Source organism: Nonomuraea sp. NPDC003727 (assembly GCF_053586935.1).
Genome location: NZ_JBSFNE010000001.1, coordinates 11,898 through 35,561, shown reverse-complemented (window position 1 = coordinate 35,561; position 23,664 = coordinate 11,898). Strand labels below are relative to the sequence as shown.

The 23,664-nt window shown below is 70.3% G+C and carries 22 protein-coding genes; 12 read left to right on the top strand and 10 right to left on the bottom strand.

Going from position 1 to position 23,664, the window contains the following annotated elements; genetic code table 11:
- Nucleotides 1–23 precede the first annotated feature (23 nt).
- Entirely contained in the window at nt 24–1,451 is a 1,428-nt protein-coding gene (locus ACWDLG_RS00180) for an ATP-binding protein (protein WP_449914258.1), read from the bottom strand.
- A gap of 340 nt (nt 1,452–1,791) precedes the next feature.
- On the opposite strand from ACWDLG_RS00180, the gene ACWDLG_RS00175 reads away from it, so the two are divergent.
- The 4 genes from ACWDLG_RS00175 to ACWDLG_RS00160 all read left to right on the top strand — a co-directional run bounded on the left by ACWDLG_RS00175 (nt 1,792) and on the right by ACWDLG_RS00160 (nt 6,243).
- Nucleotides 1,792–3,213, top strand: a complete 1,422-nt coding sequence (locus ACWDLG_RS00175; RefSeq protein ID WP_449914255.1) for a hypothetical protein — start codon at nt 1,792–1,794, stop codon at nt 3,211–3,213.
- Between the two features lie 13 nt (nt 3,214–3,226).
- On the top strand, nt 3,227–3,994 hold the full coding sequence (locus tag ACWDLG_RS00170; protein WP_354913893.1) for a class F sortase: 768 nt from the start codon (nt 3,227–3,229) through the stop codon (nt 3,992–3,994).
- 159 nt (nt 3,995–4,153) lie between these two features.
- Nucleotides 4,154–5,491 carry a hypothetical protein gene (locus tag ACWDLG_RS00165; RefSeq protein ID WP_449914253.1) on the top strand — a complete coding sequence of 446 codons (1,338 nt, stop codon included), beginning with the start codon at nt 4,154–4,156 and terminating at the stop codon, nt 5,489–5,491.
- Nucleotides 5,492–5,496: 5 nt separating this feature from the next.
- The gene (locus tag ACWDLG_RS00160; protein WP_354913889.1) at nt 5,497–6,243 is read left to right on the top strand and encodes a class F sortase; all 747 of its coding nucleotides are present in this window, start codon (nt 5,497–5,499) and stop codon (nt 6,241–6,243) included.
- 146 nt (nt 6,244–6,389) lie between these two features.
- Here ACWDLG_RS00160 and ACWDLG_RS00155 read toward each other — a convergent pair whose 3' ends face one another.
- A complete protein-coding gene (locus ACWDLG_RS00155; RefSeq protein WP_449914250.1) occupies nt 6,390–7,322 on the bottom strand; it encodes an ADP-ribosylglycohydrolase family protein in 933 nt (310 codons plus the stop codon).
- Nucleotides 7,323–7,572: 250 nt separating this feature from the next.
- Between ACWDLG_RS00155 and ACWDLG_RS00150 the strand changes: the two genes are divergently transcribed.
- Nucleotides 7,573–7,710: a hypothetical protein gene (locus tag ACWDLG_RS00150; RefSeq protein ID WP_354913885.1), complete on the top strand. Its 138-nt coding sequence runs from the start codon at nt 7,573–7,575 to the stop codon at nt 7,708–7,710.
- Between the two features lie 173 nt (nt 7,711–7,883).
- Here ACWDLG_RS00150 and ACWDLG_RS00145 read toward each other — a convergent pair whose 3' ends face one another.
- The 6 genes from ACWDLG_RS00145 to ACWDLG_RS00120 all read right to left on the bottom strand — a co-directional run bounded on the left by ACWDLG_RS00145 (nt 7,884) and on the right by ACWDLG_RS00120 (nt 15,755).
- Nucleotides 7,884–9,029: an acetyl-CoA C-acetyltransferase gene (locus ACWDLG_RS00145; protein ID WP_449914248.1), complete on the bottom strand. Its 1,146-nt coding sequence runs from the start codon at nt 9,027–9,029 to the stop codon at nt 7,884–7,886.
- A gap of 325 nt (nt 9,030–9,354) precedes the next feature.
- Entirely contained in the window at nt 9,355–10,200 is an 846-nt protein-coding gene (locus tag ACWDLG_RS00140; RefSeq protein ID WP_354913882.1) for a carbohydrate ABC transporter permease, read from the bottom strand.
- Nucleotides 10,200–11,084 (bottom strand): carbohydrate ABC transporter permease, encoded by an 885-nt coding sequence (locus ACWDLG_RS00135; protein ID WP_354913880.1) that lies wholly within the window; start codon nt 11,082–11,084, stop codon nt 10,200–10,202. The genes ACWDLG_RS00140 and ACWDLG_RS00135 overlap by 1 nt, the downstream gene beginning before the upstream one ends.
- Before the next feature lie 63 nt (nt 11,085–11,147).
- On the bottom strand, nt 11,148–12,425 hold the full coding sequence (locus ACWDLG_RS00130) for an extracellular solute-binding protein (protein ID WP_449914246.1): 1,278 nt from the start codon (nt 12,423–12,425) through the stop codon (nt 11,148–11,150).
- Between the two features lie 261 nt (nt 12,426–12,686).
- Nucleotides 12,687–14,552, bottom strand: coding sequence for an acyl-CoA dehydrogenase family protein (locus ACWDLG_RS00125; RefSeq protein WP_449914243.1), 1,866 nt, complete (start codon nt 14,550–14,552; stop codon nt 12,687–12,689).
- A 468-nt stretch (nt 14,553–15,020) separates the two neighbouring features.
- Nucleotides 15,021–15,755: a class I SAM-dependent methyltransferase gene (locus ACWDLG_RS00120; RefSeq protein WP_354913874.1), complete on the bottom strand. Its 735-nt coding sequence runs from the start codon at nt 15,753–15,755 to the stop codon at nt 15,021–15,023.
- A 94-nt stretch (nt 15,756–15,849) separates the two neighbouring features.
- On the opposite strand from ACWDLG_RS00120, the gene ACWDLG_RS00115 reads away from it, so the two are divergent.
- Together ACWDLG_RS00115 and ACWDLG_RS00110 are read left to right on the top strand one after the other, a co-directional pair.
- Complete coding sequence (locus ACWDLG_RS00115; RefSeq protein ID WP_449914241.1) at nt 15,850–16,407, top strand: RNA polymerase sigma factor; 558 nt, start codon at nt 15,850–15,852, stop codon at nt 16,405–16,407.
- Nucleotides 16,394–17,311 (top strand): hypothetical protein, encoded by a 918-nt coding sequence (locus ACWDLG_RS00110; protein ID WP_449914238.1) that lies wholly within the window; start codon nt 16,394–16,396, stop codon nt 17,309–17,311. Before ACWDLG_RS00115 ends, ACWDLG_RS00110 begins: the two co-directional genes overlap by 14 nt.
- On the opposite strand, the gene ACWDLG_RS00105 is transcribed toward ACWDLG_RS00110, so the two are convergent.
- The gene (locus ACWDLG_RS00105) at nt 17,300–18,337 is read right to left on the bottom strand and encodes an adenosine deaminase (RefSeq protein WP_449914237.1); all 1,038 of its coding nucleotides are present in this window, start codon (nt 18,335–18,337) and stop codon (nt 17,300–17,302) included. The genes ACWDLG_RS00110 and ACWDLG_RS00105 overlap by 12 nt on opposite strands.
- 62 nt (nt 18,338–18,399) lie before the next feature.
- Here ACWDLG_RS00105 and ACWDLG_RS00100 point away from each other — a divergent pair, with 62 nt between their 5' ends.
- The 5 genes from ACWDLG_RS00100 to ACWDLG_RS00080 are packed head-to-tail and all read left to right on the top strand — an operon-like array spanning nt 18,400 to nt 22,299.
- Entirely contained in the window at nt 18,400–18,894 is a 495-nt protein-coding gene (locus ACWDLG_RS00100) for a SigE family RNA polymerase sigma factor (protein WP_354913866.1), read from the top strand.
- Nucleotides 18,891–19,799 (top strand): PASTA domain-containing protein, encoded by a 909-nt coding sequence (locus ACWDLG_RS00095; protein WP_449914234.1) that lies wholly within the window; start codon nt 18,891–18,893, stop codon nt 19,797–19,799. The genes ACWDLG_RS00100 and ACWDLG_RS00095 overlap by 4 nt, the downstream gene beginning before the upstream one ends.
- A 31-nt stretch (nt 19,800–19,830) precedes the next feature.
- The gene (locus tag ACWDLG_RS00090; RefSeq protein WP_449914232.1) at nt 19,831–20,409 is read left to right on the top strand and encodes a hypothetical protein; all 579 of its coding nucleotides are present in this window, start codon (nt 19,831–19,833) and stop codon (nt 20,407–20,409) included.
- Between the two features lie 56 nt (nt 20,410–20,465).
- Nucleotides 20,466–20,960: a SigE family RNA polymerase sigma factor gene (locus ACWDLG_RS00085; protein WP_449914230.1), complete on the top strand. Its 495-nt coding sequence runs from the start codon at nt 20,466–20,468 to the stop codon at nt 20,958–20,960.
- Nucleotides 20,953–22,299 carry a hypothetical protein gene (locus tag ACWDLG_RS00080; RefSeq protein WP_449914228.1) on the top strand — a complete coding sequence of 449 codons (1,347 nt, stop codon included), beginning with the start codon at nt 20,953–20,955 and terminating at the stop codon, nt 22,297–22,299. The genes ACWDLG_RS00085 and ACWDLG_RS00080 overlap by 8 nt, the downstream gene beginning before the upstream one ends.
- Before the next feature lie 111 nt (nt 22,300–22,410).
- Here the strand turns inward: ACWDLG_RS00080 and ACWDLG_RS00075 are convergent, their stop codons facing one another.
- Entirely contained in the window at nt 22,411–23,613 is a 1,203-nt protein-coding gene (locus ACWDLG_RS00075; protein WP_449914225.1) for a pyridoxal phosphate-dependent aminotransferase, read from the bottom strand.
- Nucleotides 23,614–23,664 lie beyond the last annotated feature (51 nt).

Sequence of the window (23,664 nt, the reverse complement as noted above, 5' to 3'; positions counted from 1 at the left end):
GGTGCCCGCCGGAGGCCCGCTTGCTAGGCCGAGTAAAGCTCGTGCAGGTCGAAGGTGCGCGCTCCCCTGATGCCCTGGTCGAAGTCCGCTCCGCCGTACAGGGAGAGGACGGTGTCCCGCACGTCGTACTTGGAGCTCAGCAGGTCGCGCGCTCGCGCCAACCGGTCGGCGTGACCCTGGTCCATACGGGTGCCCCACTTCACTTCACCCAGAGAGAGGATGCGTCGCGGCCTTCCCGGCTCGGTCGCCGCGAAGACCACCACGTCGACCTCGATCTGGCTTCGGCGTGCCGTGTCGGCGATGACCCCTGCGGCGACCTCGCCCGGGAGCTCGCCGAAAAGTGACTCGGTTCTGGCGAACTCGCGGCACATGTCCTCGAAGTGTGGACCCACGACCTGGCCGTTGAACCTTGTCCGCGCATCCTGCCAGACAGCCGCTGCCCTGCCGCTCTCCAACAGTGCCCATCGGGGGCGCATGACCACCTGGTAAAAGCTGACCAGCGGCTCGCACACGCGGTACACGGATCGACCTGGGCGGAAGGCATCGATCTCGCGGCGCAGCAGGCAGCTGTCCTCCAGAACATTGAGAGGGTGCCCGATGTCGGTGGCTTTACGGCCGATGTAGCTCGCGATACCGCCTCTGGTGGCATTGCCGTTCGCCACGGCGGCGAGCACCGAATGGTAGAGAGCGGTGTCGCGCACGTTCGCCTCCTCCTCCATGAGATGGCGCGCCTCACGGAACAGGGGAGTGCCAGGATCGAGCACCGTGCGCTGGACCCAGTCATCGAAGTCATCGAGGCACGTAGGCCGCTCGTCGTTCACGAAACGGAGGTAGGCGGGGGTCCCGCCGACCACCGCGTGAACCAGCACGGCCAGCCGCGGATCGTCGAGGCGCCAGTACTGTGCCGCGAGCCGATAGTCGAAGGGGCGGACGACCAGTTCGAGCGACGCTCGGCCGCGAAGGGGGGCGTTTCCTGAGAGCAATCCCCCCATGACGGACATCGCGGAACCGCACAGCAAGAGTGAGGCGGGAATCTCTCTGGAAACCGCTCGATCGATCTCACGCTGGATGATCGACGTCAGAGCCGGTGAGACATTGCTCAGGTAGGGGAACTCGTCGATCACGATGGGCGCGGCCTTCTCCGCGCTGATGGCGAGAAGGTGTCTGATGGCCTCGTTCCAGTCCGCGAAGCGGACCGGGACGTCCGCCTGCGTGTAGTCGGCCAGTGCTTGCGAGAGCAGCCGCAGGGACTCGGCTTCGGTCGCCTCGGTCGCTCCGAAGAAGAAGCCGCCGACCTGTCTGGCCAGAGCTTCGAGGAGAAATGTCTTTCCCTGGCGCCTGCGCCCGCTGATGACACCCAATTGGGTCCGGGTTCCCGCTCTTTCGGCGAAGGCCGCGAGATGGCGCCATTCGAAGTCACGGGCGAAGACGCGCTCCGGCTTGGGAAGCATGGCCCCTCGCAAGATAGAAGTGTACTTCTTAGAAGTGTACTTCTATCTTCGATGGCGGGGGGTGACTATCGCGCTTGGATGACTGCTCCTGGAGGCTGCGACAGATCGTCCGGATGCGAGTCGTCGCAGGGGTCACGGCGCGCGGTGCTGTCCCTCTTGCTCGGTGCCCACGACCACTGGGCGATCTACTCCAACGATCAGCGGACCTGGAGGGACGCCGTGGTCCGGCACCGTGGGACACGGGTTCATCACAAGTGCCGCTTGTCGCCGTTTTCGCCTGTGTCGCAGGTGTTTGAAACCTTAAGATCTCCTCTGGATTTCTGTGAGATCGGAGTGTGCGGTGGCTCGTTGGCGGAGCGCATTAGCAGCCGGATCGGTAGGGCTGGTGGCGGGGCTGTGCGTCGTCGTACCGTCAACGCCGGCCTCGGCCGCGCCGGCCGACCTGGTCATCGACTACGACTGCTACGGCGTCGGCAACACCTACACCATCGCCAAGTACGCGCCGGTCAGGCTGCGGACCCGGCTGACGTTCGCGACCGATCTCGTGGTCGGCGGCGCGCTCGACCTCAAGTGGTCGATCGCCTACAAGGACGGCAGCCGCTTCTCCTCGCCCGGCTACTACGCCGCGGGCGCCCAGATGAACGTGCTGGGCAACGCGCAGATCACCGGCGCCTGGCAGGGCGTGCTTCAGCCGACGGGCGCGACCACGATCTCCAGCAAGCTCCGGATGGACGACCAGCTCGCGCTGCCGGCGGGCATCGCCGACCCCGGGCAGATCACCAGGGCCGGCGTGATCAAGATCGAGCCGAAGGACATCGTCGTCGACTTCGCGCCGCCGGACGGCGAGGCGACCGTCAACAACGGCAACGACGGCGACAACCCGCGCTTCCACACCATCAACTACGGCGGCCCGTGGACCGAGTTCAACGACCGGCTCTCCTCCGAGCACCACATCCACAACGACTACCACGAGACCTCCGCCCAGGGCGCCTCGGCCGAGCTGAAGTTCATCGGCACCGGCGTGAAGTACATCGGGCCGCACGACCGTGAGGGCGGTCCGGTCAAGGTCTCCCTGGACGGCGCGCAGCGGGCCGAGGTGGACCCGTCGCGGGACGCCGAGGACGACCCGGTCAACGAGGTCCACAATGGCGGTTTCACGCTGTGGGAGTCGCCGCAGGACCTGGCGTACGGCGAGCACACCATCAAGATCGAGAACGGCAGCGCCAAGAAGGCGTGGCTCGACGCGTTCATCGTGACGACCAACACCTCCAAGGTGCCCACGGACTTCCACCGCGCCTCCTGCAAGCTGGTGAGCTCGCCGGTGTCGGTCGAGGTGACGGTCAGGGAGAAGCCCGGCCAGTCGCCGACCGTCAGCCCCACCGTCAGCCCGACCATCTCGCCGACCGTCAGCCCCACGCAGACGCCCACGGGGACCCCGGCGACCACCCCTACGCGCCACCACAACGGCAACCACAACAGCGGGAACCAGACCACGGTCGACCGGCTCGTGAGCGTGCACGGCACCACGACCGTCACCGCCACGCCCACGGTCAAGACGTCGACCGGGCCGACGGCGACCAACTACGTCGCGGCGCAGGTGAAGAAGACACCGTTCGGCGGCGTGCCGTCCGGTGAGGCGCCCGAGCCTTCGCGGCAGCCGTACGCGCTGATGGCCGGCGGCACGGTGCTGCTGCTCGGCAGCGCGGCAGGCGGGCTGGCAATGAGACGGCGGCGGGCCGCGCACGCCGGGAACCGGCGCTGAGGGAGGGCGGATCATGACCGAGCAGAAGTCACTGCTGAACAAGGCCCTTCCCGGGCTGCTGATCGCGGGGTCGCTGGGTGGCGTGGCGGCCATCATGGCGGGACTGCTGTCGTTCATCACCCCGGTCGATGACGGCTCCGGGCCCACCCCGTCCCTGGCGCAGGGGGAGAGCCCCGAGACCCTGGCGATGTACAACGTGGCGAACTCGTTCGTCCTGCCGGCGGTCGGGCCGGGGGGGCCGAACAAGCCGCTGGCGCCCGCCGTGCTGAGCGCGCCGCCGCCGGCCCCGGCCGGTGCCGTCGCGGCGCCCATCAAGCCCAACGCGAAGGCCAAGCCGCTGCGCATCAGGATCCCCAAGATCAAGGTCAACGCGCTCGTCGGCAGCGTGACCGTGGACGCCAAGGGTGAGCTGCAGGCGCCGCCGCTGTCCAAGCCGAACCTCACCGGCTGGTACCGCTTCAGCCCCGTGCCGGGCGAGAAGGGCCCGGCGATCATCAACGGGCACGCCACGACCAAGAACGGCGCGGCGGTGTTCAGGCGGCTGAAGGAACTGGCCAAGGGCGACCAGATCTACGTCTACCGCACCGACGGGAAGGTCACCCGGTTCACGGTCAGCGGGATCGAGCAGGTGAAGAAATCGGCGTTCCCGACAAAGCGGGTGTACGGGAACGTGGACAACGCGCAGCTGCGGCTGATCACCTGCGGCGGGCTGGTCGGCGCGAACGGCCACTACGAGGACAACGTCGTCGTCTACGCCGCCCTGTCGAAGAAGAAGGGTTAACGGCGCGGAAATTTGTCGTGATTTTTGGAGTTTGCAGACGATTCACAGGGACAGTTCGTAGGATCTCTACCGAATCGTGACCATGGACTGGAATCCTGTTACGCCAGTTGTCAACATGGTCCCCGCTGTTTGGAACGGAGAGAGACAGTGCTGAAGTCCTTGGCGCGGCGTCGCCACGCCCTGAAGACCTCTGCCCTGGGGCTCGCGGGAACGCTGGCTCTCTTCGCCGGATCGGTCCTCGGCCTGTCGTCCCCGGCCGAGGCGTCCACCTCGACCGCGGGCGCCCCGACCATGACGGTCAATTTCACCTGCACGGGCGGGCCGTTCGGCGGTAGTTCCGTGACGGCAACCGTCAGCGGCCCCGAGTCCGTCGAGCCTGGGGCTGCGGTCGAGCTCAAGTGGACATTCACCACGAAGCCCAAGGCTGCAAGAGCACTTACGGCTGGAACGATGACCATCGAGGGTGATCTCAAGGTCACCGGTGCTGCCACGCAGACCGTGACGGTGTCGAAGCCCAACGTGAGTATCCCTGCACTGAATGCCGGCCAGGAATTCAACGCACCCGAAGTCGCGGACAACCGCTTCCTCGCACCGCAGACTGCAGGCCAGCTGACGTTCTCTCCTGTGCCTGCGGCTGAAGGCGGAAGCCTCTACTTCACGATCTCCACGTCGGACGACACGGAGTGCACGTATGTGCCGCCCAGCGGGACCACACCCAGCATGGTCGTCCCGGTTAAGCAGGGTGGTGGGACCGGTGGCACGGGTGACACCACCGTCGCCTACAAGTGCGCGACCACCACGAACACCGATGCCAAGGACACCAACCTCCTGGTGACGATGACCATGCCGACCTCCGCGCAGGCCAACGTCGAGCAGTCCATCTCCTGGAGCGCCACCTACGCGAGTGGCGCGACGCAGCTGACAGTACCGGCGAGCGGGTTCACCGCGGGCACGAAGTTCATCGCTGGCGCGTCGGTGAGCGGGGCGGGCGTCTCCGGCAGCACGGTGTCGGGCGAGACGACCTTCAGCACGACGACGGCCGGAGCCACGATCACCACCTTCCCCTCGGTCACGCTCAAGGTGAAGCCCACGACTTCGGGCACGGTGACGATGAAGGCAGCCGACCTGTACTTCGGCACCTCGACCAGCAGCTTCCAGTACAAGTGCACGGCCCAGGCCTCTCCCGCGCCCAAGCCCTTCTCGTTCACCGTGGGGACCGGGACCGGGACGTCGCCTTCGCCGTCACCGTCGCCTTCGCCGTCCCCCTCTCCCTCGGCCAGCGCCAAGCCGACCCGTACCGTCACCGCGACCGTCACCCAGACCCCCGTCGGCGGCAACGGCAAGGTGAACAAGACGCCGAAGGGCGCCGCCGAGACCGGTGGTGGTGGCGAGCTGGGTCCTGACGGCCGGATGTTCGTGCTGACCGGTTCGCTGATCGTGCTGGCCGCCGCGGTGGGCGGGCTGATGCTGCGCCGCCGTACCGCGCCTCGGGGTTGACCTCGGTGAGCGGACAGTACCCCGAACCGCCCTACGACGATCGCGGCAGCCAGATCCTGCGGTCGACGCTGATCTTCGCCGCGGTGGCCGGGGTGCTGACCGTGGTCGTCGGGCTGGTGTTCATGCTGATGAGCCCCGAGGAGTACGGCCTGGCGGAGGGGCGGCAGTCGCTGTCGCTGTCGAGCCAGCCGGACGCGATCGCGTCGGGCCAGCCGCAGCAGGCGCTGTTCGAGGCCCCGCCGACGGTGCCGCCACCGTTGCCGCCGATCACGCCCGCGCCGCCGATGCAGCCGTCGAACCCGATCAGGGTGGTCATCAAGCGGCTCGGCATCAACGCGCCGGTCATGTCGGTCGGCCTTGACCGCAAGGGCGCGATCCAGACGCCGCCGATCGACAACCCGAACCTGGTGGGCTGGTACCGGCACGGGTCCACGGCGGGGGAGTCGGGCCCGGCGGTCATGCTCGGGCACAAGGACACGCGCACCAGGAGCGCGGTGTTCAGCAGGCTCGGGGAGATCCGCAACGGCGACGTCATCGAGGTGAAGCGGCGCGACGGCACGACGGCCGTGTTCACCGTGGGCGGGGTCGAGCAGGCGGGGAAGGCGACCTTCCCGACGCAGCGCGTGTACGGGGACCAGGCCAACGCCCAGCTGCACCTGATCACGTGTGGCGGCGTCTACAACCGCGCGACCGGGCACTACACGGACAACATCATCGTCTACGCGACGATGACCAGCTCGCACCGCTCCTAGACGGCCCGGCCGCGCCGCCGAGCTCCAGGCGGCGGCCCGGCCGTTCCGTCGCGCCTTGGACAACGGCCCGGCCGTTCCATCGTGCCTAGGCAACGGCCCGGCCGTTCCGTCGTGCTTCAGGCGGTGGCCCCGCCGTTCCGTCGTGCCTAGGCGGGGGCCGCGTCGAGGCGTTCGGCGAGGACGCGCAGGTCGTCGGCGCGCAGCACGCGGGCAGGGGTGGCGCCGGGCAGCGGCACGTGCAGCGGTTCGAGCCAGCGCGCGGGGATCGCGTCGATCCCGTGGACGGCGCCCGCCAGCCCGCCGGTGACGGCGGCCACGGTGTCGGTGTCGCCGCCGACGTCGACGGCCGCGCGCAGCGCCTCCTCGTACGACGAGGTGGTGCGCACCGCCCACACCGCCGAGCCGAGGCATGGCCAGACGGCGCCGTTCACCTCGGTGGCTTGATCCGGGTGCCAGCCGGGGGCGAGGACGGTCGCGTAGCGTTCGCGTTGGTCGGGCTCGACGTGGGCCAGGATCTCCGGCAGCGCGGCGAGGGGGTCGCCGCCGTCCAGGGCGATCCTGATGAGGTCGTGGAAGATCGCTGTGCCCTCTCCCGCGGCGGGGTCGCCGTGCGTGAGGGCGGAGATGCGCCGGGCGGCGTCCATGGTGGCGGCGCGGCCGTGCCGGGCGAAGTGGACGGCGGACGGGGTGGCCCGCATCAGCGAGCCGTTGCCCGCCGCACGTCCCGTCGAGCGGAAGTGGGCCGCCGCGGCCTGGTCCCAGGGCAGGCCGGCACCCAGGACCGCCTCGGTCTGGAGTCCGATGTCCTTGGGCTCGGCCGCCGCCCAGCACCGGAACCGGTCGAAGACGTCGGCCAGATCGAGCGTGCCGCGGTCGAGGAGCGACTCGGCGACGTGGACGGCCATCTGTGTGTCGTCGGTCGCCTCGCCTGCCTCCCAGCCGCCGCCGGGCCGCATGTTGCCGCCGCCGGGGAACGCGGCGGAGAACGCGCCCGCCGGTCCGAACTCGTACGGTGCCCCCAGCGCGTCGCCGACGGCTGATCCGACGACCGCGCCCACCGCTCGCCCTATCCGGTCCATGCCTGTCCTCTCCGCCGACATCCCGCTCATTTCTACCGCCTCTACCGCCGATAAATGCGTTGCGGGGCAGAGGGGGCACCGCCTACTGTCATGGACATGCGCCTTTACCTGTGACGCGCGGGGCTGACCTGATCAGCCGACCGCCACTCAGCCGTCAGACCTCGTCCGTTCAGACGCGGCAGCTGAGCTTGCCAGACCGGCCTTCACCCGTGATGCGGCCGCGTCGCAAGTCGCGTAAAGGAGCACACTCATGCGAGTTCGTTCAGGCCAGAAGAAGCACGGCACCGCTCTGCCCGGCAGGGAGATGCCGCAGGTTCCTCGCCAGATGCCCAAGATGCCGCAGCGGCCCATCGCGCCGCCGCGCCGCATCCCGCCCAAGGGGCGGTAGGTGGGCAGTGCGCCGCTCCCCGGTTTCCTCGGGGGGCGGCGCACCTCTCTCCGGAGGCGAATCTTTCCGGAGGCGGGAGGGCTGCACCTCTCCGGAGGCGGGAGTGTGTCGCCGGGCCGGTCGTGTGATGCGGGAAGCCCGCCAGTCTCCCGCCGACCGGCCCGGCGGGTCCGTCAGAGGCGCTCGATGATCGTGACGTTGGCCTGGCCGCCGCCCTCGCACATCGTCTGCAGGCCGTACCGGCCGCCGGTGCGCTCGAGCTCGTGCAGCAGCTTGGTCATCAGGATCGCGCCGGTGCCGCCCAGCGGGTGGCCTAGGGCGATGGCGCCGCCGTTCGGGTTGACCTTGGCGGGGTCGGCGCCGAGCTCGTGCATCCACGCCAGCGGCACGGGCGCGAACGCCTCGTTGATCTCGGTGACGTCGATGTCGTCGATCGACAAGCCCGCCTTCCGCAGCGCCTTCCGCGTCGCGGGGATGGGCGCGGTGAGCATGTAGACGGGGTCGTCGCCGAGGAGGGCGAGCTGGTGGATGCGGGCCCTCGGGGTCAGTCCGTGGTCGCGCACGGCCTGCTCGGAGGCGATGAGCACGGCGCCCGAGCCGTCGGAGATCTGTGAGGCGGTGGCGGCGGTGATGGCGCCGCCCTCCTTCAGCGTCTTGAGGCCGGCCATCTTCTCCAGCGTGGTGTCGGCGCGCGGGCCCTCGTCGTCCTCGACGCCGTTGACGGGGACGATCTGGTCCTTGAAGTAGCCGTTCGCGATGGCCTTGGCGGCCCGCTGGTGCGACTCGAAGGCGTACTTCTCCAGGTCCTCGCGGGTGAGCCCCCACTTCTCGCACATCAGCTCCGCGCCGCGGAACTGGGAGATCTCCTGCTTGCCGTACCGCTCGACCCACATGTCCCCGAACGGGAACGGCATGCCCTTCTCGAGGGCGGCGGTGATCGACGAGCCCATGGGGACGATGCTCATCGACTCGACGCCCGCGGCCACCACCAGGTCCTGGGTGCCGGACAGCACGCCCTGGGCGGCGAAGTGGATCGACTGCTGCGACGAGCCGCACTGGCGGTCGATGGTGACGCCCGCCGTCGTCTCCGGCAGTCCGGCGCTCAGCCAGGCGTTGCGCGCGATGTCCATGCTCTGCGGGCCGAACTGCATGACGCAGCCCATGATGACGTCCTCGACCGCCGCGGGGTCCACGCCCGTCCTGCCGACGAGTTCCTTCAGCGTGATCGCCGCCAGGTTGGTGGGGTGGACGGTGGAAAGGCCGCCCTTCTTCTTACCGACGGGGGTGCGGACCGCCCCGACGATGTACGCCTCTGCCACAGTGCCTCCCGGATCCAAACCGAGCAACATTCGGTCAGTGAGAGGTTACAACAGAACCTTGCTCTGTGCCTGTCCCGGCCCGGGTCCCCGCCGTACGGCAGGGCGGGCTCACGGCCACCGTGGTCACCGCTGACCGCCCGTCCTTCACGGCACTCCAGCGGGACTTCGCACCCCGCCGTCACATCGTGCTCGCCGGCCCCCCGGGTGGCGCCTCAGACCGGCGGGAGGGCCCCGGGCAGGCGGAATAGGGCGAAGGCCGAGCTCGGAAAAGGGGTGCGCCGCCGCCCGCGCGGAGGGATCGCGGGCGGCGGCGCGGGGAGGGGGTCTACTTGATGGAGCCGGCGGTGAGGCCGCCGACCACCTTCCGCTCGATCAGCGCGAACAGGATGATCACCGGGATGGTGGCGATCACCGAGCCGGCGAACAGGTTCTGCCAGTCCACCGAGTACTGCCCGATGAAGGAGTTCAGCGCCACGGTCAGCGGCTGCTTCTCCGGGCTGGTCGTCAGCGTCAGCGCGACCACGAACTCGTTCCACGCGGCGATGAACGTGAAGATCAGCGCGGTGATGACGCCCGGCATCGCCAGCGGCAGCGTGATCCTGAACAGCGCGCCGAAGCGCCCGTTGCCGTCCATGAACGCCGCCTCCTCCAGTTCCCTCGGGATCGAGGCGAAGTAGGCGTTGAGGATCCACACCGCGAAGGCCAGGTTGAACCCGCCGTTGACCAGGATCAGCGACCATGTCGAGTCGACCAGGCCGAACTGGAAGAACTCCCGGTAGATGCCGACGAGCATCGCGGTCGGCTGGAACATCTGGGTGATGAGCACCAGGATCAGGAACGCCGTGCGCCCCCTGAAGTTGTGCCGGGCCGAGTAGTACGCCGCCGGCAGCGCCACCAGGAGCACGAGCAGGGTCGAGCCCCCCGCCACCTTCAGCGTCACGAGCAGGTTGTCGGCCAGGCCGCCGGTCCAGAAGTTCAGCAGGTTGGACCACTCGAACGACGACGGGAGGTAGGCCGCCTCGCGCAGGCTGGCCTGCGGGCGCAGCGCGGTGAGCAGCATGACCAGGTAGGGGAACAGGAAGACGAAGGCGATCAGGTAGGCCGCGGCGGCGACCAGCACCTTCTTGAGCGACGGCATCGGACCGCCGGTGACGGCACGGGAGTGGGCCATCACGCCACCTCCTGCTTCCACTTGGAGATCTTGAGGAAGATGGCGGTGAGGATGATCACCATGCCGAAGTTCACCACCGACATCGCCGCCGACTCGCCGATGTTCGAGCCCTTGAGGATGAACATGAAGATCGTCGAGGTCGCGGTGGAGTAGCCCGGCTGGCCGTGGGTCATCGACCAGATGATCGGGAAGCTGTTGAAGACGTTCATCACGTTGATCAGCGCGGCGACGGTGAGGGCCGGTCGCAGCAGCGGCAGCGTGATCGACCAGTACGTCCTGAACGTGGAGGCGCCGTCCATCCTGGCCGCCTCGTAGACGTCCGAGGGGATCGTGGCCAGGCCGGCCAGCAGCGCGTAGGTGGTGAACGGCACCGACACGAACACCGCCACGAAGATCAGCCAGGGGAACGCGGTGGCGGCCTGGCCGAGCTGGTCGGCGTCGGCGCCGCCCATCGCGGGGATCAGCCCGAGGTCACGCCGGATCAGGTTGATGATCCCGACCTCGGGGTCGAGCATCCACTTGAAGATGATCGACGTCATGAGCACGGAGGCGGCCCACGGGGCGATGAGCGCCCACCGGGCGATCTTGCGTCCGGGGAACCTCTGGTTGAACAGCTGAGCCAGCGCCAGCGAGATCAGCACGGTGAACCCGACGACCGCGACCACCCAGACGAGGCTGCGGAACATCACCGGCCAGAAGTCGGTTTCGGCGAAGAGCTTGTCGTAGTTCTCGGTGCCGTTCCAGCCGCGGACCACGCCGAACCGGCTGACCTCCAGGAACGACGTCCGCACCATCTCGATGACCGGCCACAGGACGACCACCGCGATCAGCACCACCGCGGGCCCGACCCATGCCAGGGGCTCCAGGACGCGCAACCTTTTCATGAAGAACCTTCCATACGGGTACGGCCGGCGCGGGGGAGCGCCGGCCGTACCGACCCCTGAGGATCAGCTGCCCTCGGCGACCTTCTGGATGTCGCCGAGCACCTTCGCCGGGTCGTCCTTGACGGCCCCGCCGATCGTCTGCTTGATCGTGGTGTTCACCTCGGACCACTTGGGGTCCTTGAAGGGGTAGAAGCTGGCGTTGGGCAGCGCGTCGAGGAAGGGCTTGAGCTTCTCGTCACCCGACAGCTTCTGGATGCCGCCGTTGGTCACGGGCAGCAGCTTGTAGTTGTCGACGATCTTCTGGGTGGCGTCGCCGGTGTAGAAGAAGTCGAAGAACTTCCTGATCTCGGCGGCGTGGCCGTTCTTGTTGAACGCCATGATCCAGTCCATGACGCCGAGGGTCGTGTCGAGCGGGCCGGTCTTGCCGGCGATCGGGGCGACGGCGTACTTGCCGTTCACGGCGCCCTTGTCGAAGATCGGGATGGACATGGGGCCGCCGTTGACCATGCCGACCTTGCCCGCGGCGAAGTCCTCCCAGACCGTCTTGCGGTCCTTGGTGCCCGGGTTCGGGGTGGTGAGGCCGGCGTCGACCAGGCCCTTGACGTACGTGAACGCCTCGACGTTGGCCGGCGAGTTGACCGTCCACTTGCCGGAGGCGTCGGTGTAGCCGCCGCCGTTGCCCAGCATCCACAGGAAGGACTCGCCCTGTGCCTCCTCCTGGCCGAGCGGCAGGCCGAACGGCTGGCTGACGCCGGCCGCCTTCAGCTTCTCCGCCGCGGCCTTGAGCTCGTCCCACGTCTTGGGCGGCTCGGCGACGCCGGCCTTCTCGAACAGCTCCTTGTTGTAGAAGAGCGCGCGGGCGGAGGAGACGAACGGGATGCCGTAGGCGGTGCCGTCGACCTTGCCGAAGTCGGCGAACTTGGTGAGCATGTCCTTCGACACCTCGGGCGACAGGACCTCGTCGGCCTTGTAGAGCAGGCCGTCCTTGACGAAGCCGGAGTAGTCGCCGGTCTGGAGGATGTCGGGCACCTGGCCGTTCTGGACCATGGTGGCGACCTGCTTGTCGATGTCGTTCCAGGAGATGACCTGGACGTCGACCTTGATGTTGGGGTTGGCCGCCTGGAACTGGTCCACGACCGACTTCCAGAACTTCGTGCCCGCGTTGTCGGCCGTCGGGTTGTCGCCGTAGTCGGCGGCCACCATCTTCAGCGTGACCTGGCCGCCGGCCTGACCGGTGGAGTCGCCGCCGGTGGCGGGCTGGGAGCCGCCGCCCCCGCACGCGGACAGGACCAGCATGGTGGCAAGGCCGAGAGCGGCGCCGCCCACAAGCTTGATGTTCACCGTAGATACCGCCTTCTCATCGGACGGGTGCGCTGGTCCGTACCAGCCACCTGACACCGCCCAGGGGTTGGGGGTGCGCGCGGGCCGCGGCTCCGCGCGTTTGCGTCAGAGTAAGCCCCTGTTCGGCGGCCGGTCTATACCGGCTGGTCTCGGTTTCACAACACAAAGGCTGACGCGGTCTAGACCGGATGTGATGCGAGGGTGCCCTGTGTCGAGCATCCTGCACGATTCTGCGTGAAACAAGGCCTTTTATATTACTAATCAAGCACCAAGATGACGGCGTACGTCATCGTCACCCGAGGGGGAGGCGATCCACGGACCGTCGATGGACGGGTCGAGCACCCCTTCCTCCAGGAAGGCGTAGCGGCCCTCGAGGAGATAGCGCGCCACCCGGGCGTCGTGCGCGTCGGTGTTGTGCCATAGCCGCTCGAACAGCGCGTCGACCCGCGCGGCGGCCTGGCGGCAGAACGCGTCGGCCAGCTCCACCGGGCGGCGGCCGAGATCGCGCGAGTCCTCGTCGGCGCGCAGGCAGACGGCGGTCATCGCGAACAGCTCCGCGCCGATGTCGACGATCCTGCCGAGGAAGGACTGCCGGTGCTCCAGTGCGCCCCGCCACCTGGACATCGCGTAGAAGGTGGACCTGGCCAGCTTGCGGCTGCTCCGCTCGGCCTGCCGCAGGTGCTGGGCCAGCGGGCCGAAGTCGGCGTAGGAGACCGGCAGCGTGCCGTGGCCGACCATCAGGCCGGGCAGCCACCTGGCGTAGAAGGCGCCGGCGCGCTTCAACGCCCTGGTCCGGTCCTGCCGGGAGGCCCCCGGGTCGACCAGCTCTCCCGCGACCGAGAGATGCGCGTCCACGGCCTCACGCGCGATCAGCAGCCGCATGATCTCCGAGGAGCCCTCGAAGATGCGGTTGATGCGCAGGTCCCGCAGGACCTGCTCGGCAGGCACGCCCCGCTCCCCCCTGGCGGCCAGCGACTCGGCGGTCTCGTAGCCGCGCCCGCCCCTGATCTGGACCAGTTCGTCGCCCACCCGCCAGGCCATCTCGCTGGCGAACAGCTTCGCCAGCGCGGCCTCGATCCTGATGTCGGTGGACTCGTCGTCGGCCATCCTGCTCGACAGGTCCGTCACCGCCTCCAGCGCGTAGGCGGTGGCGGCGATGAAAGCCAGCTTGGTCGCCACCGCCTCGTGCTCGCCGATCCGGTGCCCCCACTGCACCCGGGCGGCGGACCACTCCCGCGCGATCTTCGTCGCCCACTTGGCGTTGCCCGCGCAGGTGGCCGGCAGCGACAGCCGGCCGGTGTTGAGCGTGGTCAGCGCGATCTTCAGGCCCGCGCCCTCGCGGCCGATCCGGTTCCTGGCCGGGACCCGGACACCGGCGAACCGCGTGACGCCGTTCTCGATGCCGCGCAGGCCCATGAACGCGTTGCGCCGCTGCACGGTGATCCCGGGCGAGCCGGCCTCCACCACGAAGGCGCTGATCCTCTCCCCGGTCCTCGCCATCACGACCAGCAGATCGGCGAGCACGCCGTTCGTCGTCCACAGCTTGACGCCGTCGAGCACGTACTCGTCGCCGTCGCGGACGGCCGTCGTGGACAGCCTCGCGGGATCGGAGCCCACGTCCGGCTCGGTCAGCAGGAACGCCGAGATCTCCCCCCGGGCGCAGCGCGGCAGGAACTCCCGCTTCTGCTCCTCGGTGCCGAACAGCCGCAGCGGCTGCGGCACCCCGATCGACTGGTGCGCCGACAGCAGCGCCGACAGCGCAGGGGAGTAGGAGCCGACCAGCATGAGCGCCCGGCTGTAGTACAGGTGGGACAGTCCGAGACCGCCGTACTCCTCCTCGATCGTGATCCCGAACGCGCCGAGGCCCGCCAGGCCCTTGATGACCTCGTCCGGCACCACCGCGGTCCGCTCGATCTCCGCCGGATCGACCTGCCGGTCGAGGAAGCGCCGCAGCGCCCTGACGAACTCCTCGCCCCTCGTGGTGGCTGATTCGTCGAGCGCGGGCATCGGATGCACCAGATCGAGCCTGAAGTCGCCCAGGAAGAGCTGCCTACCGAAGCTCGGCCGCTCCCATTCGGCCTGCCTGGCCTGCTCCGCCACCTCTCGCGCCTGCGCGTACTCGGTCATAACGGCCGCCCATCTCCGTCCACCGTTCTCTTCGGATTCTGATCCCCACCCCTGCCCGTGACCATCCCCGGCCGGCGTTACCCTCAGCCGGATCTTCAAGGCGGGCGTCGTGCGCGGGTGCCGGTCGTCGGGCGCCCGTACGGCAAGCCCGGTCCAGCCCACCCTCCGCGCGGGGCCGGCGTCCCTCCAGGGAGACGGCAGGCGAGCGTGCGGGGCCGGGGCGGCAGACGACGGGCCGGCCGGCGTGGCGGCTTCGGCGCGGCGGGGCGGGGCGGCCCAGGCGTTCAGCATCGGCCACGGGGCCGGCCATACGGGCGGCGTAGCGGCGACCGGCCGGAGTCCTGCTGGAGTACGCGTGAAAGACGGACGGCCACCGAGTGATCTCGGTGGCCGTGGCGAGGCTTGCCGTACGGGAGGCTGGACGGCGCGCCCGGCAAGAGGTCGTACGGGGGCTGGACGGGAAGAGGGTCAGCGGGGCACGCGGGCGACGCAGAAGACCGTCTGGCCGAAGGGCGGGCGGATGAAGCGCTCGAGCAGCCGGGTGGCGGGCACCACGGTGCGGTCGTAGATCTTCACCAGGCGCGGGTCGGGGTAGCCGACGCCGCCGCGGCGCACGGCCGCCCACCAGGCGATGCCGCCCAGGAAGTTGATCGGCTTCAGCACGTCGATGTCGAGGCCCGCCTTGGCGACCGAGCTGCGCAGGGTCTTGGGCGTGTAGCGCTGGACGTGGCCGACCTTCTTGTCGAAGTCTCCGTAGAGCTGCATGTAGCCCGGCACCCAGATGATGATGCGGCCGCCCGGCGTGACGACGCGGGCCAGCGAGCGCAGCGCCTCGGAGTCCTCCTCGATGTGCTCGAGGACGTTCATCATGACGACCGTGTCGACCTTCTTCTCCATCGGAACCGGGTCCGGGAGCGCGAAGTGCAGCACGTCGATGTCGGAGCGGTCAGCGAAGCGCTTGCGCAGCTGGTCGACGCAGTAGGGGTCGAAGTCGCTCACCACGAGCCGGTCGAGGCGGGGCAGGAACTGCTCGGCGAAGTGGCCGAGACCGGAGCCGATCTCGAGCATCGAGCGGCCGACGTGGGGCGCGACCATGTCGAACTCGTACTGGCGGTAGTTCTTCGCCTCGTCGCCGCCGAGGTGGTTCTCCAGAGCCTCGTCGCCGGCCGCCGGTTGCACCACGCGGTCGTACCCAGATGACATAAGTCCGTTCCTCCATGGAAAACCGGTCGGCCCAGCAGTCTAGTGCCCGGTCGTCCCTGGCAATCACGTTATGGACGGAAGCGGCGTTCATGCGATGGAATCTCTCCTGCCCATGGACGACGCCGAGGCGATAGCCCGATCCCTGGACGGTGACCTTGCCGCCTACGAGGTGCTGGTCGCCCGTTACAGCGCGCTCGCCCACCGCACCGCCGCCATGCTCGGCGCGGGCGACGAGGCCGACGACGTGGTGCAGGAGGCGTTCGTCAAGGCGTTCAGGCACCTGGGCGGCTTCCGGATGGACGCGCCGTTCCGCCCGTGGCTGCTGCGGATCGTCGCCAACGAGACGCACAACCTGACCAGGTCGCGCGGGCGCAGGTCGGAGCTGACGCTGCGGCTCGGCGCGCTCGCCCCGGCGCAGGCGCCCGACGACCCGGAGGGCGCGGCGATCGCCGACGACCGCAGGGCGCGGCTGCTGGCCGCCGTCCGCGAGCTGCCTGATCGGGAACGGCAAGCCGTGGTCTGCAGGTACTTCTTGCAGCTGTCGGAGCAGGAGACGGCACAGGTGCTCGACTGGCCGGTCGGCACGGTCAAGTCCAGGACGCATCGCGGTCTGGCCAGGCTGAGGGAGGAGGTGGGACGTGACCTCGCCTGACGACGAGCCCGGCGTGACACCGCCGGACGACGACCTCGAGGCGGAGCTGACGGCCCTGGCCGGCTTCCTCGACGTGTCCGCCGCCCCGCCGCCCGCCGACGTGGCCGCCGCCGTACGGGCCCGCCTCGAACAGCCCGCCCCACGGCCCGAGGCCGACGACGATTCCCGCCACGCCCCGGGGCCCGAGGCCGAGCCCGGCCGAGATCCGGGGCCCGAGGCCGACGACGATTCCGGCCACGCCCCGGGGCCCGAGGCCGACGACGACCCCGGCCGCGCGACTGATCCCGTGGGGCGGCCTGGCGCCCGGCCCGTGGGCCGGCGCGGGTGGCGCAGGTCCAGGTGGGGGCTGGTGGCCGCCGTCCTGGTCGCGGTCGTCGCGCTCACCGCGGCCACCCCGCAGGGCAGGGCGGCCGTCGTCCACGTCCTGCGGCTGGCCGGCATCGAGCTGCGCGTGGGCGAGAACGGCACACCGCCCGCCTCGCCCGTGCCGCTGCCGGGGGAGCGGGCCGTCACGCTCGACGCGGCGCGGAGCCTGGTGACGTTCCCGGTGAAGGTGCCCGCCGAGCTGGGCGAGCCCGAGCGGGTCACGGTCAGCGACGGCGGCCGGATCGTCTCCCTGTTCTGGTCCGGCGGCACCAGGATCGACCAGTTCGACGGCCTCGGACCCTACTTCGTCAAGCAGCTCGGCGAGCCCTGGCCCGAGCACGTCAGCGTCGACGGCGCCGAAGGCTGGTGGATCGGCCGGGAGCACCGGCTCAGCCGCGTCGACCGGGAGGACGGCACGGAGCTGCCCCTGCGCCTGGCGGGCCCGACCCTCGTCTGGTTCGACGGCGAGGTGGCCGTCAGGCTCGAAGGGGTGCCGGACAGGCGGCGGGCGCTGGAGATCGCCGCTTCACTCCGCTGAGGGATCAGGGGCGGCCAGCCAGTCGTCCACTCCCCGCAGCAGCTCCTTGCGCACCTGCTCCGGCGCGGTCGACGCCCTGATCGACTGCCTGGCCAGCTCCGCCAGCTCGGCGTCGGAGAAGCCGTAGACCTCGCGGGCCAGCTCGTACTGCGGCAGCAGCCGCGCGCCGAACAGCAGCGGGTCGTCGGCGCCCAGCGCGATCGGCACTCCGGCGTCGAACAGGCGCCGCAGCGGAACCGCCGACGCGTCCTCGACCACTCCGAGGCCCACGTTCGACGTGGGGCACACCTCGCAGCAGATCTGCCGGTCGGCCAGCCGTTCCATCAGCCGCGGCGACTCGGCCGCCCGCACGCCGTGGCCCACCCGGTCGGCGCCGAGGTCGTGGACGCATTCCTCGACGCTCTCCGGGCCCAGCAGCTCGCCCCCGTGCGGCACGGCCAGCAGGCCCGCGCGCTTGGCGATCCTGAACGCGTGGTCGAACTCGCGGGCGCGCCCGCGCCGCTCGTCGTTGGACAGGCCGAACCCGACCACGCCCTCGCCCGCGTACTGGGTGGCCAGCCTGGCCAGCGTCCTGGCGTCGAGCGGGTGCCTGGTCCTGTTGGCCGCCACGACCGTCGCGATGCCGATCTTCGCCTCCGCCGCGGCCTTCGCCACCGCGTCCAGCATCAGCTCCAGCGTCGCGGTCAGCCCGCCGAACCTGGAGGCGAAACCCGACGGATCGACCTGGATCTCCAGCCAGCCGGACCCCTCCGCCGCCTCGTCCAGCGCCGCCTCGCGCACCAGCCGGTAGATGTCCTCCTCGCGGCGCAGCACCGACCTGGCGATGTCGTAGAGGCGCTGGAACCTGAACCAGCCCCGCTCGTCGGTCGCGTGGAGCTGGGGCGGCCAGTCCTGCTCCAGCGCGTCGGGCAGGTGCAGGCCCTGCTCCCTGGCCAGCTCGATCAGCGTCGAATGCCGCATCGACCCGGTGAAGTGCAGGTGAAGGTGGGCTTTGGGAAGGGCGGCGAGCGGACGTGGCATTTCCATATGGTGCCACTCAACCTGACCCCCGGTTGACGCGTTGGGAGGGGCGAAAGGGGATCTCGCTGATGAAGGAAGAAGACGAGGCGGCTTTCGACGAGTTCCTTGCCGCCCGAAGCACGTCCCTGCTGCGTACCGCGATCCTGGTGTGCGGGGCCACCCAGCACGACGCGGAGGACCTGGTCCAGCACGCGCTGGAGAAGGTCTACCGGCACTGGCCGCGCATCAGGCACGACAACCCCGACGCGTACGCCCGCAGGATCGTGGTCAACACGGCCATCTCGGCCGCCCGCCGCCGCAAGGTCATCCAGGAGATCACGTTCTCCAGGCCGCCCGAGACGGAGGCCCGCTCACCCGATCTCGACCTGCGCGACGCGCTCATCGCGGAGCTCCGCAAGCTGCCCGCGCGCATGCGGGCCGTCCTGGTGCTGCGCTACTGGGAGGACATGAGCGAGCACGCGACGGCGCAGATGCTCGGCTGCTCGCTCGGCACGGTCAAGAGTCAGGCGGCGCGGGGGCTCGCCAGAATCCGCGAGAACGTCAAGGAAGGAGTGCTCGTATGAAGGTGGAGGAAGCCCTCGCGGACGCCATGGCGGCGAGCGTGGCCGAGGTCAAGGCGGCACCCACGCTGGGCGCCGGCGTGCGCAGGAGGCACCGCGCCCACGTCATCAGGTTCCGTACGGCGGGCGCCGCGCTGGCCACCGCCGTCCTGGCCGCGGGAGTGCCGGTCTATATGGCGGTGACCGCGGGGCCCGAGTCGAGCGGCGTGGCCAACGGCACGTCGACCGTGCGGGTGCTGACCAAGGTGACCGTGCCCGACATGACGGGCAAGACGTTCGAGGAGGCGCAGGCGGCGCTGCAGGCGGCCGGCCTCGTCGCCGAGAAGGCCACAGGGGCGGAGAAGGTCTTCGGCCAGGAGCCCAAGCCGGGCACGGAGGTGGATTCCGGCTCCACGGTCCGGCTGCTGCTCGGGGAGGCCCCGCCCCAGGCGCTCGGCGACCTGGGCGACGGCCGCACGTTCGGCGGCATCACGCTCGGCTACGTGCCGGACGGTCTGGCGTGGGGCAAGTGGTCCAACAAGTGGGACGGCCCGTCCGGCGGCACCTCCTACACGACGACCTACGACCTGCCCGACGAGCCGAACGGCTACTACGGCATCCAGGTCTTCGTCCACGAGGGCAAGGCCGGCGCGCGCGTCGACGACACCCTGAAGCGCGAGGGCGTCGAACGCGTCGACGTCGGCGACAGGCGGGGCTACCTCGGCGACATCGACGAGGGCGGCGACTACGACAAGCTCGGCGCGCAGCCGCGCAAGGAGCCCTGCTGCACGCCGACCCTCGGCTTCAGGCTCACCGACGATCTCGCCGTCGAGGTGGCGATGAGCCCGTCCCGGGCGAAGGAGCTCAGCACGGAGGAGATCACCGCCGAGCTGAAGAAGATCGCCGAGGGGGTGCGCCCCGCGAAGTGACCATGGCGGGGTCGGTGGGCACCAAGGAGATATGGCGCCTGACGACTTGGTCGCCGGCACGGGCGGGGGACGGCGCGCCGCGCTCGCTCTCGCCGCCCTGGCGGTGACGGTTCTGACCATCCACGCCATCTTCGCCTCCGGGTTCGGGCGGGTCGCGCCCTCCACCACCCCGCCCGCCATCTCCACCCCCGCTCCACCGGTCGCCGCCGCCGTGCCCGAGGCAGTGCCCGGCATCACGGTCGTCGCCGACAACTTCTGGCTGACCTACCTGCCGTCAGGCCTCACCCGCACCGGCGGCGGCGCCATCGCGCCCGAGCCCGGCGTCGAGGGCGGCTGGGCCCGCTACGCCTCGGGTGCGGCGTTCGTCGAGGTCCAGGTCGAGCGCGGTACGGTCGCCGCCGACTGGGAGACCTACCGCGAGCGCGTCAGCGTCGCCAAGCCCCGCAAGACCACCGTCCGCGGCAGGCCCGCCCTGGTCGGCAGGCATCCCGGCGGCGGCATGGTCATCGCCTGGCTGGAGCGCACCGGCACGGGCGCCTGGATCCGCGTCAGCGACGGCCTGGCCCACGCGCTCGTCCCGCTGGCGGCCTCCGTCCGGTCGCCCGGCTGATCCGGGGCAACCCTCCCGCGATCCCAGGCGTACACAAGGGGTATGGAGACCACCGAGTGACCGCGTTCGCCGAGTACGTGGCGGCGCGCGGCACCAGCCTCTTACGCCTCGCGTACCTGTCCTGCGGCTCGCGCGAGGAGGCCGAGGACGTCCTGCAGACCGCGCTGGAGCGCGCCTACCGCAGCTGGCACCGCCTGCGCAAGGACGTCGACCCCGAACCCTACGTCAGGCGCATCATCGTGAACACCGCGATCAACCGCGCCAGACGCCGGGCCGTCCTGCGGTTCATCCCGATGGGCACGCTCCCCGAGGTGCCGGTGGCGGGCGCGGACTCGGGCGTCGAGCTGCGTCAGGTTCTCGCCGACGGACTGCGCCTGCTGCCGCCCCGGCAACGGGCGGTGGTGGTGCTGCGCTACTGGGAGGACCTGACCGAGGCGCAGACCGCCGAGACCCTCGGATGCGCCGTCGGCACGGTCAAGAGCCAGACCGCCAAGGCGCTGGCGAAGCTGCGCGGGCTGATCGTCATGGATGAGGTGCCGAGCGATGTTTGAGAGCAGCCTGCGGCAGGCCATGGCCGAGGACACCGCCCATCTCGCCGCCGCCCCCGACCTCGCGGAACGGGTGGTACGGCGCTCGCGGCGGCGGCGCCGTACCAGGCACTCGATCGCGGCGGTGGCGACGGCGACGGCGCTGGCGCTGGCCGGATGGGTGCTGGCGCCCGGGGAGCAGCGGGTGGCCACCACGCCGAGCACCACGGGCCGCCTCGACGACGTCGTGGTCCGCCACGTCCCTCCCGGCCTGGGCGAGCCGGTCCAGGGTCACTCCGGCGAGGGCAGGCTCCTGGCGGGCACGCTCACCTGGGGCTCGGGCGCCGACCTCGTGAGAGTCAGCAGGTACGGCGGGGCGGACGGCCTCGACACGCCCGGACTGATGGCCGGAGGGCAGCTGACGTCCACGCGGGGCCGGCAGGCGAAGATCTCCCCCGGCGGGACGGACCTGCTCTGGAGCGAGCGTCAGGGGCTGCTCCTCAGGGTGACGGTCGGCGCGAACCACGTCGCCGAGGTGCGGACCATCGCCGAAGAACTCCAGGTGATAGACCCCACGGGACCGGCCGGCGGCGTCGTGGAAGGGCTGCGCGTCTCCTACCTTCCGCCCCGCCTCCACCTGGAGAGCTTCACCATGAGGAGCGACGGGGAGACGGCCAAGACGTGGACCGGAGCGGGCGAGAGGCAGATCACGCTGACCGTCGTCAGGGGCAGGCACGCGGCCTCGCTGGACGAGCTGGCCGCCTGGAGCGCCGGGGACTGGCGGAACGGGACGCGCACGACCGTCAACGGCAGGCCCGCCTACCGCAACGGCGCCAGGAGCCGGCTGACCGGCCGGCTGTGGCTGCAGGAGCCCGGAGTCGGGGTCGTCCTCAGGATGAGCGAGAACCTCGAACCCGAGATCGACCGCGTCCTCGCCGGGATCGTCCCCGTTCCCGCCACGCGGGGCCTGCCCCTGAGATTCGAGGGGCTCACCGTCACGCATCTCCCGCCGGGGTTCACGGCAGGGCAGGACGGCGGCATGGACGGTCGCGGCCGATGGTGGACCAGGGCGGGCAGCTCGGTCCTGGTCGAGGTGGTGAAGGGGGAGCGGGCGCGCACCCCGCAGGACCTCGCGCACGTCTCGTGGCCCACGAGCGAGAGGTTCAGCGGTCTGCGAAGGACGACCGTGGGGAGCCGGCCCGCCCTTGTCGGCGACATCGTGACGGGCACGGGCCTGTCCAGGGGCCGCATGGTGCTGTGGACGGCCAGACCGGGCTACGGCGTGCGGGTCCAGGTGAGCGACGACCTGGTCAACGACCTCATGGCGGTGGCCCGCGGCATCCAGGTGGCCCCCGCCCGGTAGCGGGGCCCTGGGAGGCTCGCCGGCAGGCGACCGGGAGCGGACCCTGGACACCACCACGGCCGTGCTGACGACCGGGGTGGTGTCCGGGCAGGAGAGGGGACGGGCCCCGGTTCAGCTCGCCTCGGCCAGCAGCTTCTGCAGCCGGCTGACGCCCTCGACCAGGTCGTCGTCGCCCAGCGCGTAGGACAGGCGGAAGTAGCCCGGCGTGCCGAACGCCTCGCCCGGCACGACCGCCACCTCCGCCTCCTCCAGGATGAGCTCCGCCAGCTCGGCCGAGGTCTGCGGGCGCCGGCCCCTGATCTCCTTGCCGAGCAGGGCCTTGACCGACGGGTAGACGTAGAAGGCGCCCATCGGCTCGGGGCAGACCACGCCGGGGATGTCGTTGAGCATCCTGACCATGGTCTTGCGCCGCCGGTCGAACGCCTCACGCATCTCCGCCACCGCCGACAGGTCGCCCGAGACGGCGGCGAGGGCGGCCATCTGGGAGACGTTGGCGACGTTGGAGGTGGCGTGGGACTGCAGGTTGGTGGCGGCCTTCACCACGTCGGCGGGCCCGATGAGCCAGCCGACCCGCCAGCCGGTCATCGCGTAGGTCTTGGCGACGCCGTTCAGGATGACGACCTTGTCGCCGAGCTCGGGCACGGCGGTGGCGATGCTGGTGAACTCGGTGCCGCCGTAGACCAGGTGCTCGTAGATCTCGTCGGTGACGACCCACAGGCCGTGCTCGGCCGCCCAGCGGCCGATGGCCTCGACCTGCTCGCGCGGGTAGACGGCGCCCGTCGGGTTGGACGGCGAGACGAACAGCAGCACCTTGGTGCGCTCGGTGCGGGCCGCCTCCAGCTGCTCGACGGAGGCCAGGTAGCCGGTCGTCTCGTCGGTGACGACGTCGACCTGCACGCCGCCGGCCAGCTTGATCGCCTCGGGGTAGGTCGTCCAGTACGGCGCGACGACCAGGACCTCGTCACCCGGGTCGAGCAGCGCGGCGAACGCCTGGTAGACGGCCTGCTTGCCGCCGTTGGTCACCAGGACCCGCGAGGCGTCGACCTCGTAGCCGGAGTCGCGCAGGGTCTTGGCGGCGATCGCCTGCTTCAGCTCGGGCAGGCCGCCCGCGGGCGTGTACTTGTGGAAGCGCGGATCGCGTGCCGCCTCGATCGCCGCCTCGACGATGTAGCCGGGCGTGGGGAAGTCGGGCTCGCCGGCGCCGAAGCCGATGACGGGACGGCCCGCTGCCTTCATCGCCTTCGCCTTGGCGTCGACGGCCAGCGTGGCGGACTCTGAGATCGCGGAGATGCGTGCGGAGATGCGGCTGGACATGGGGTCCATCGTAGTGCGGGCAAGCCGTCCCGACCTGGGCGATCGTGTTCT

Bases quoted from the DNA above. Each gene is read 5' to 3' on its own strand.
- ACWDLG_RS00135 (WP_354913880.1), bottom strand. From the start codon at position 11,084: ATGAAAAGGTTGCGCGTCCTGGAGCCCCTGGCATGGGTCGGGCCCGCG.
- ACWDLG_RS00090 (WP_449914232.1), top strand. From the start codon at position 19,831: ATGGCGCCTGACGACTTGGTCGCCGGCACGGGCGGGGGACGGCGCGCC.
- ACWDLG_RS00100 (WP_354913866.1), top strand. From the start codon at position 18,400: ATGAAGGAAGAAGACGAGGCGGCTTTCGACGAGTTCCTTGCCGCCCGA.
- ACWDLG_RS00180 (WP_449914258.1), bottom strand. From the start codon at position 1,451: ATGCTTCCCAAGCCGGAGCGCGTCTTCGCCCGTGACTTCGAATGGCGC.
- ACWDLG_RS00140 (WP_354913882.1), bottom strand. From the start codon at position 10,200: ATGGCCCACTCCCGTGCCGTCACCGGCGGTCCGATGCCGTCGCTCAAG.
- ACWDLG_RS00125 (WP_449914243.1), bottom strand. From the start codon at position 14,552: ATGACCGAGTACGCGCAGGCGCGAGAGGTGGCGGAGCAGGCCAGGCAG.
- ACWDLG_RS00170 (WP_354913893.1), top strand. From the start codon at position 3,227: ATGACCGAGCAGAAGTCACTGCTGAACAAGGCCCTTCCCGGGCTGCTG.
- ACWDLG_RS00080 (WP_449914228.1), top strand. From the start codon at position 20,953: ATGTTTGAGAGCAGCCTGCGGCAGGCCATGGCCGAGGACACCGCCCAT.
- ACWDLG_RS00120 (WP_354913874.1), bottom strand. From the start codon at position 15,755: ATGTCATCTGGGTACGACCGCGTGGTGCAACCGGCGGCCGGCGACGAG.
- ACWDLG_RS00115 (WP_449914241.1), top strand. From the start codon at position 15,850: ATGGAATCTCTCCTGCCCATGGACGACGCCGAGGCGATAGCCCGATCC.
- ACWDLG_RS00095 (WP_449914234.1), top strand. From the start codon at position 18,891: ATGAAGGTGGAGGAAGCCCTCGCGGACGCCATGGCGGCGAGCGTGGCC.
- ACWDLG_RS00150 (WP_354913885.1), top strand. From the start codon at position 7,573: ATGCGAGTTCGTTCAGGCCAGAAGAAGCACGGCACCGCTCTGCCCGGC.
- ACWDLG_RS00105 (WP_449914237.1), bottom strand. From the start codon at position 18,337: ATGGAAATGCCACGTCCGCTCGCCGCCCTTCCCAAAGCCCACCTTCAC.
- ACWDLG_RS00155 (WP_449914250.1), bottom strand. From the start codon at position 7,322: ATGGACCGGATAGGGCGAGCGGTGGGCGCGGTCGTCGGATCAGCCGTC.
- ACWDLG_RS00075 (WP_449914225.1), bottom strand. From the start codon at position 23,613: ATGTCCAGCCGCATCTCCGCACGCATCTCCGCGATCTCAGAGTCCGCC.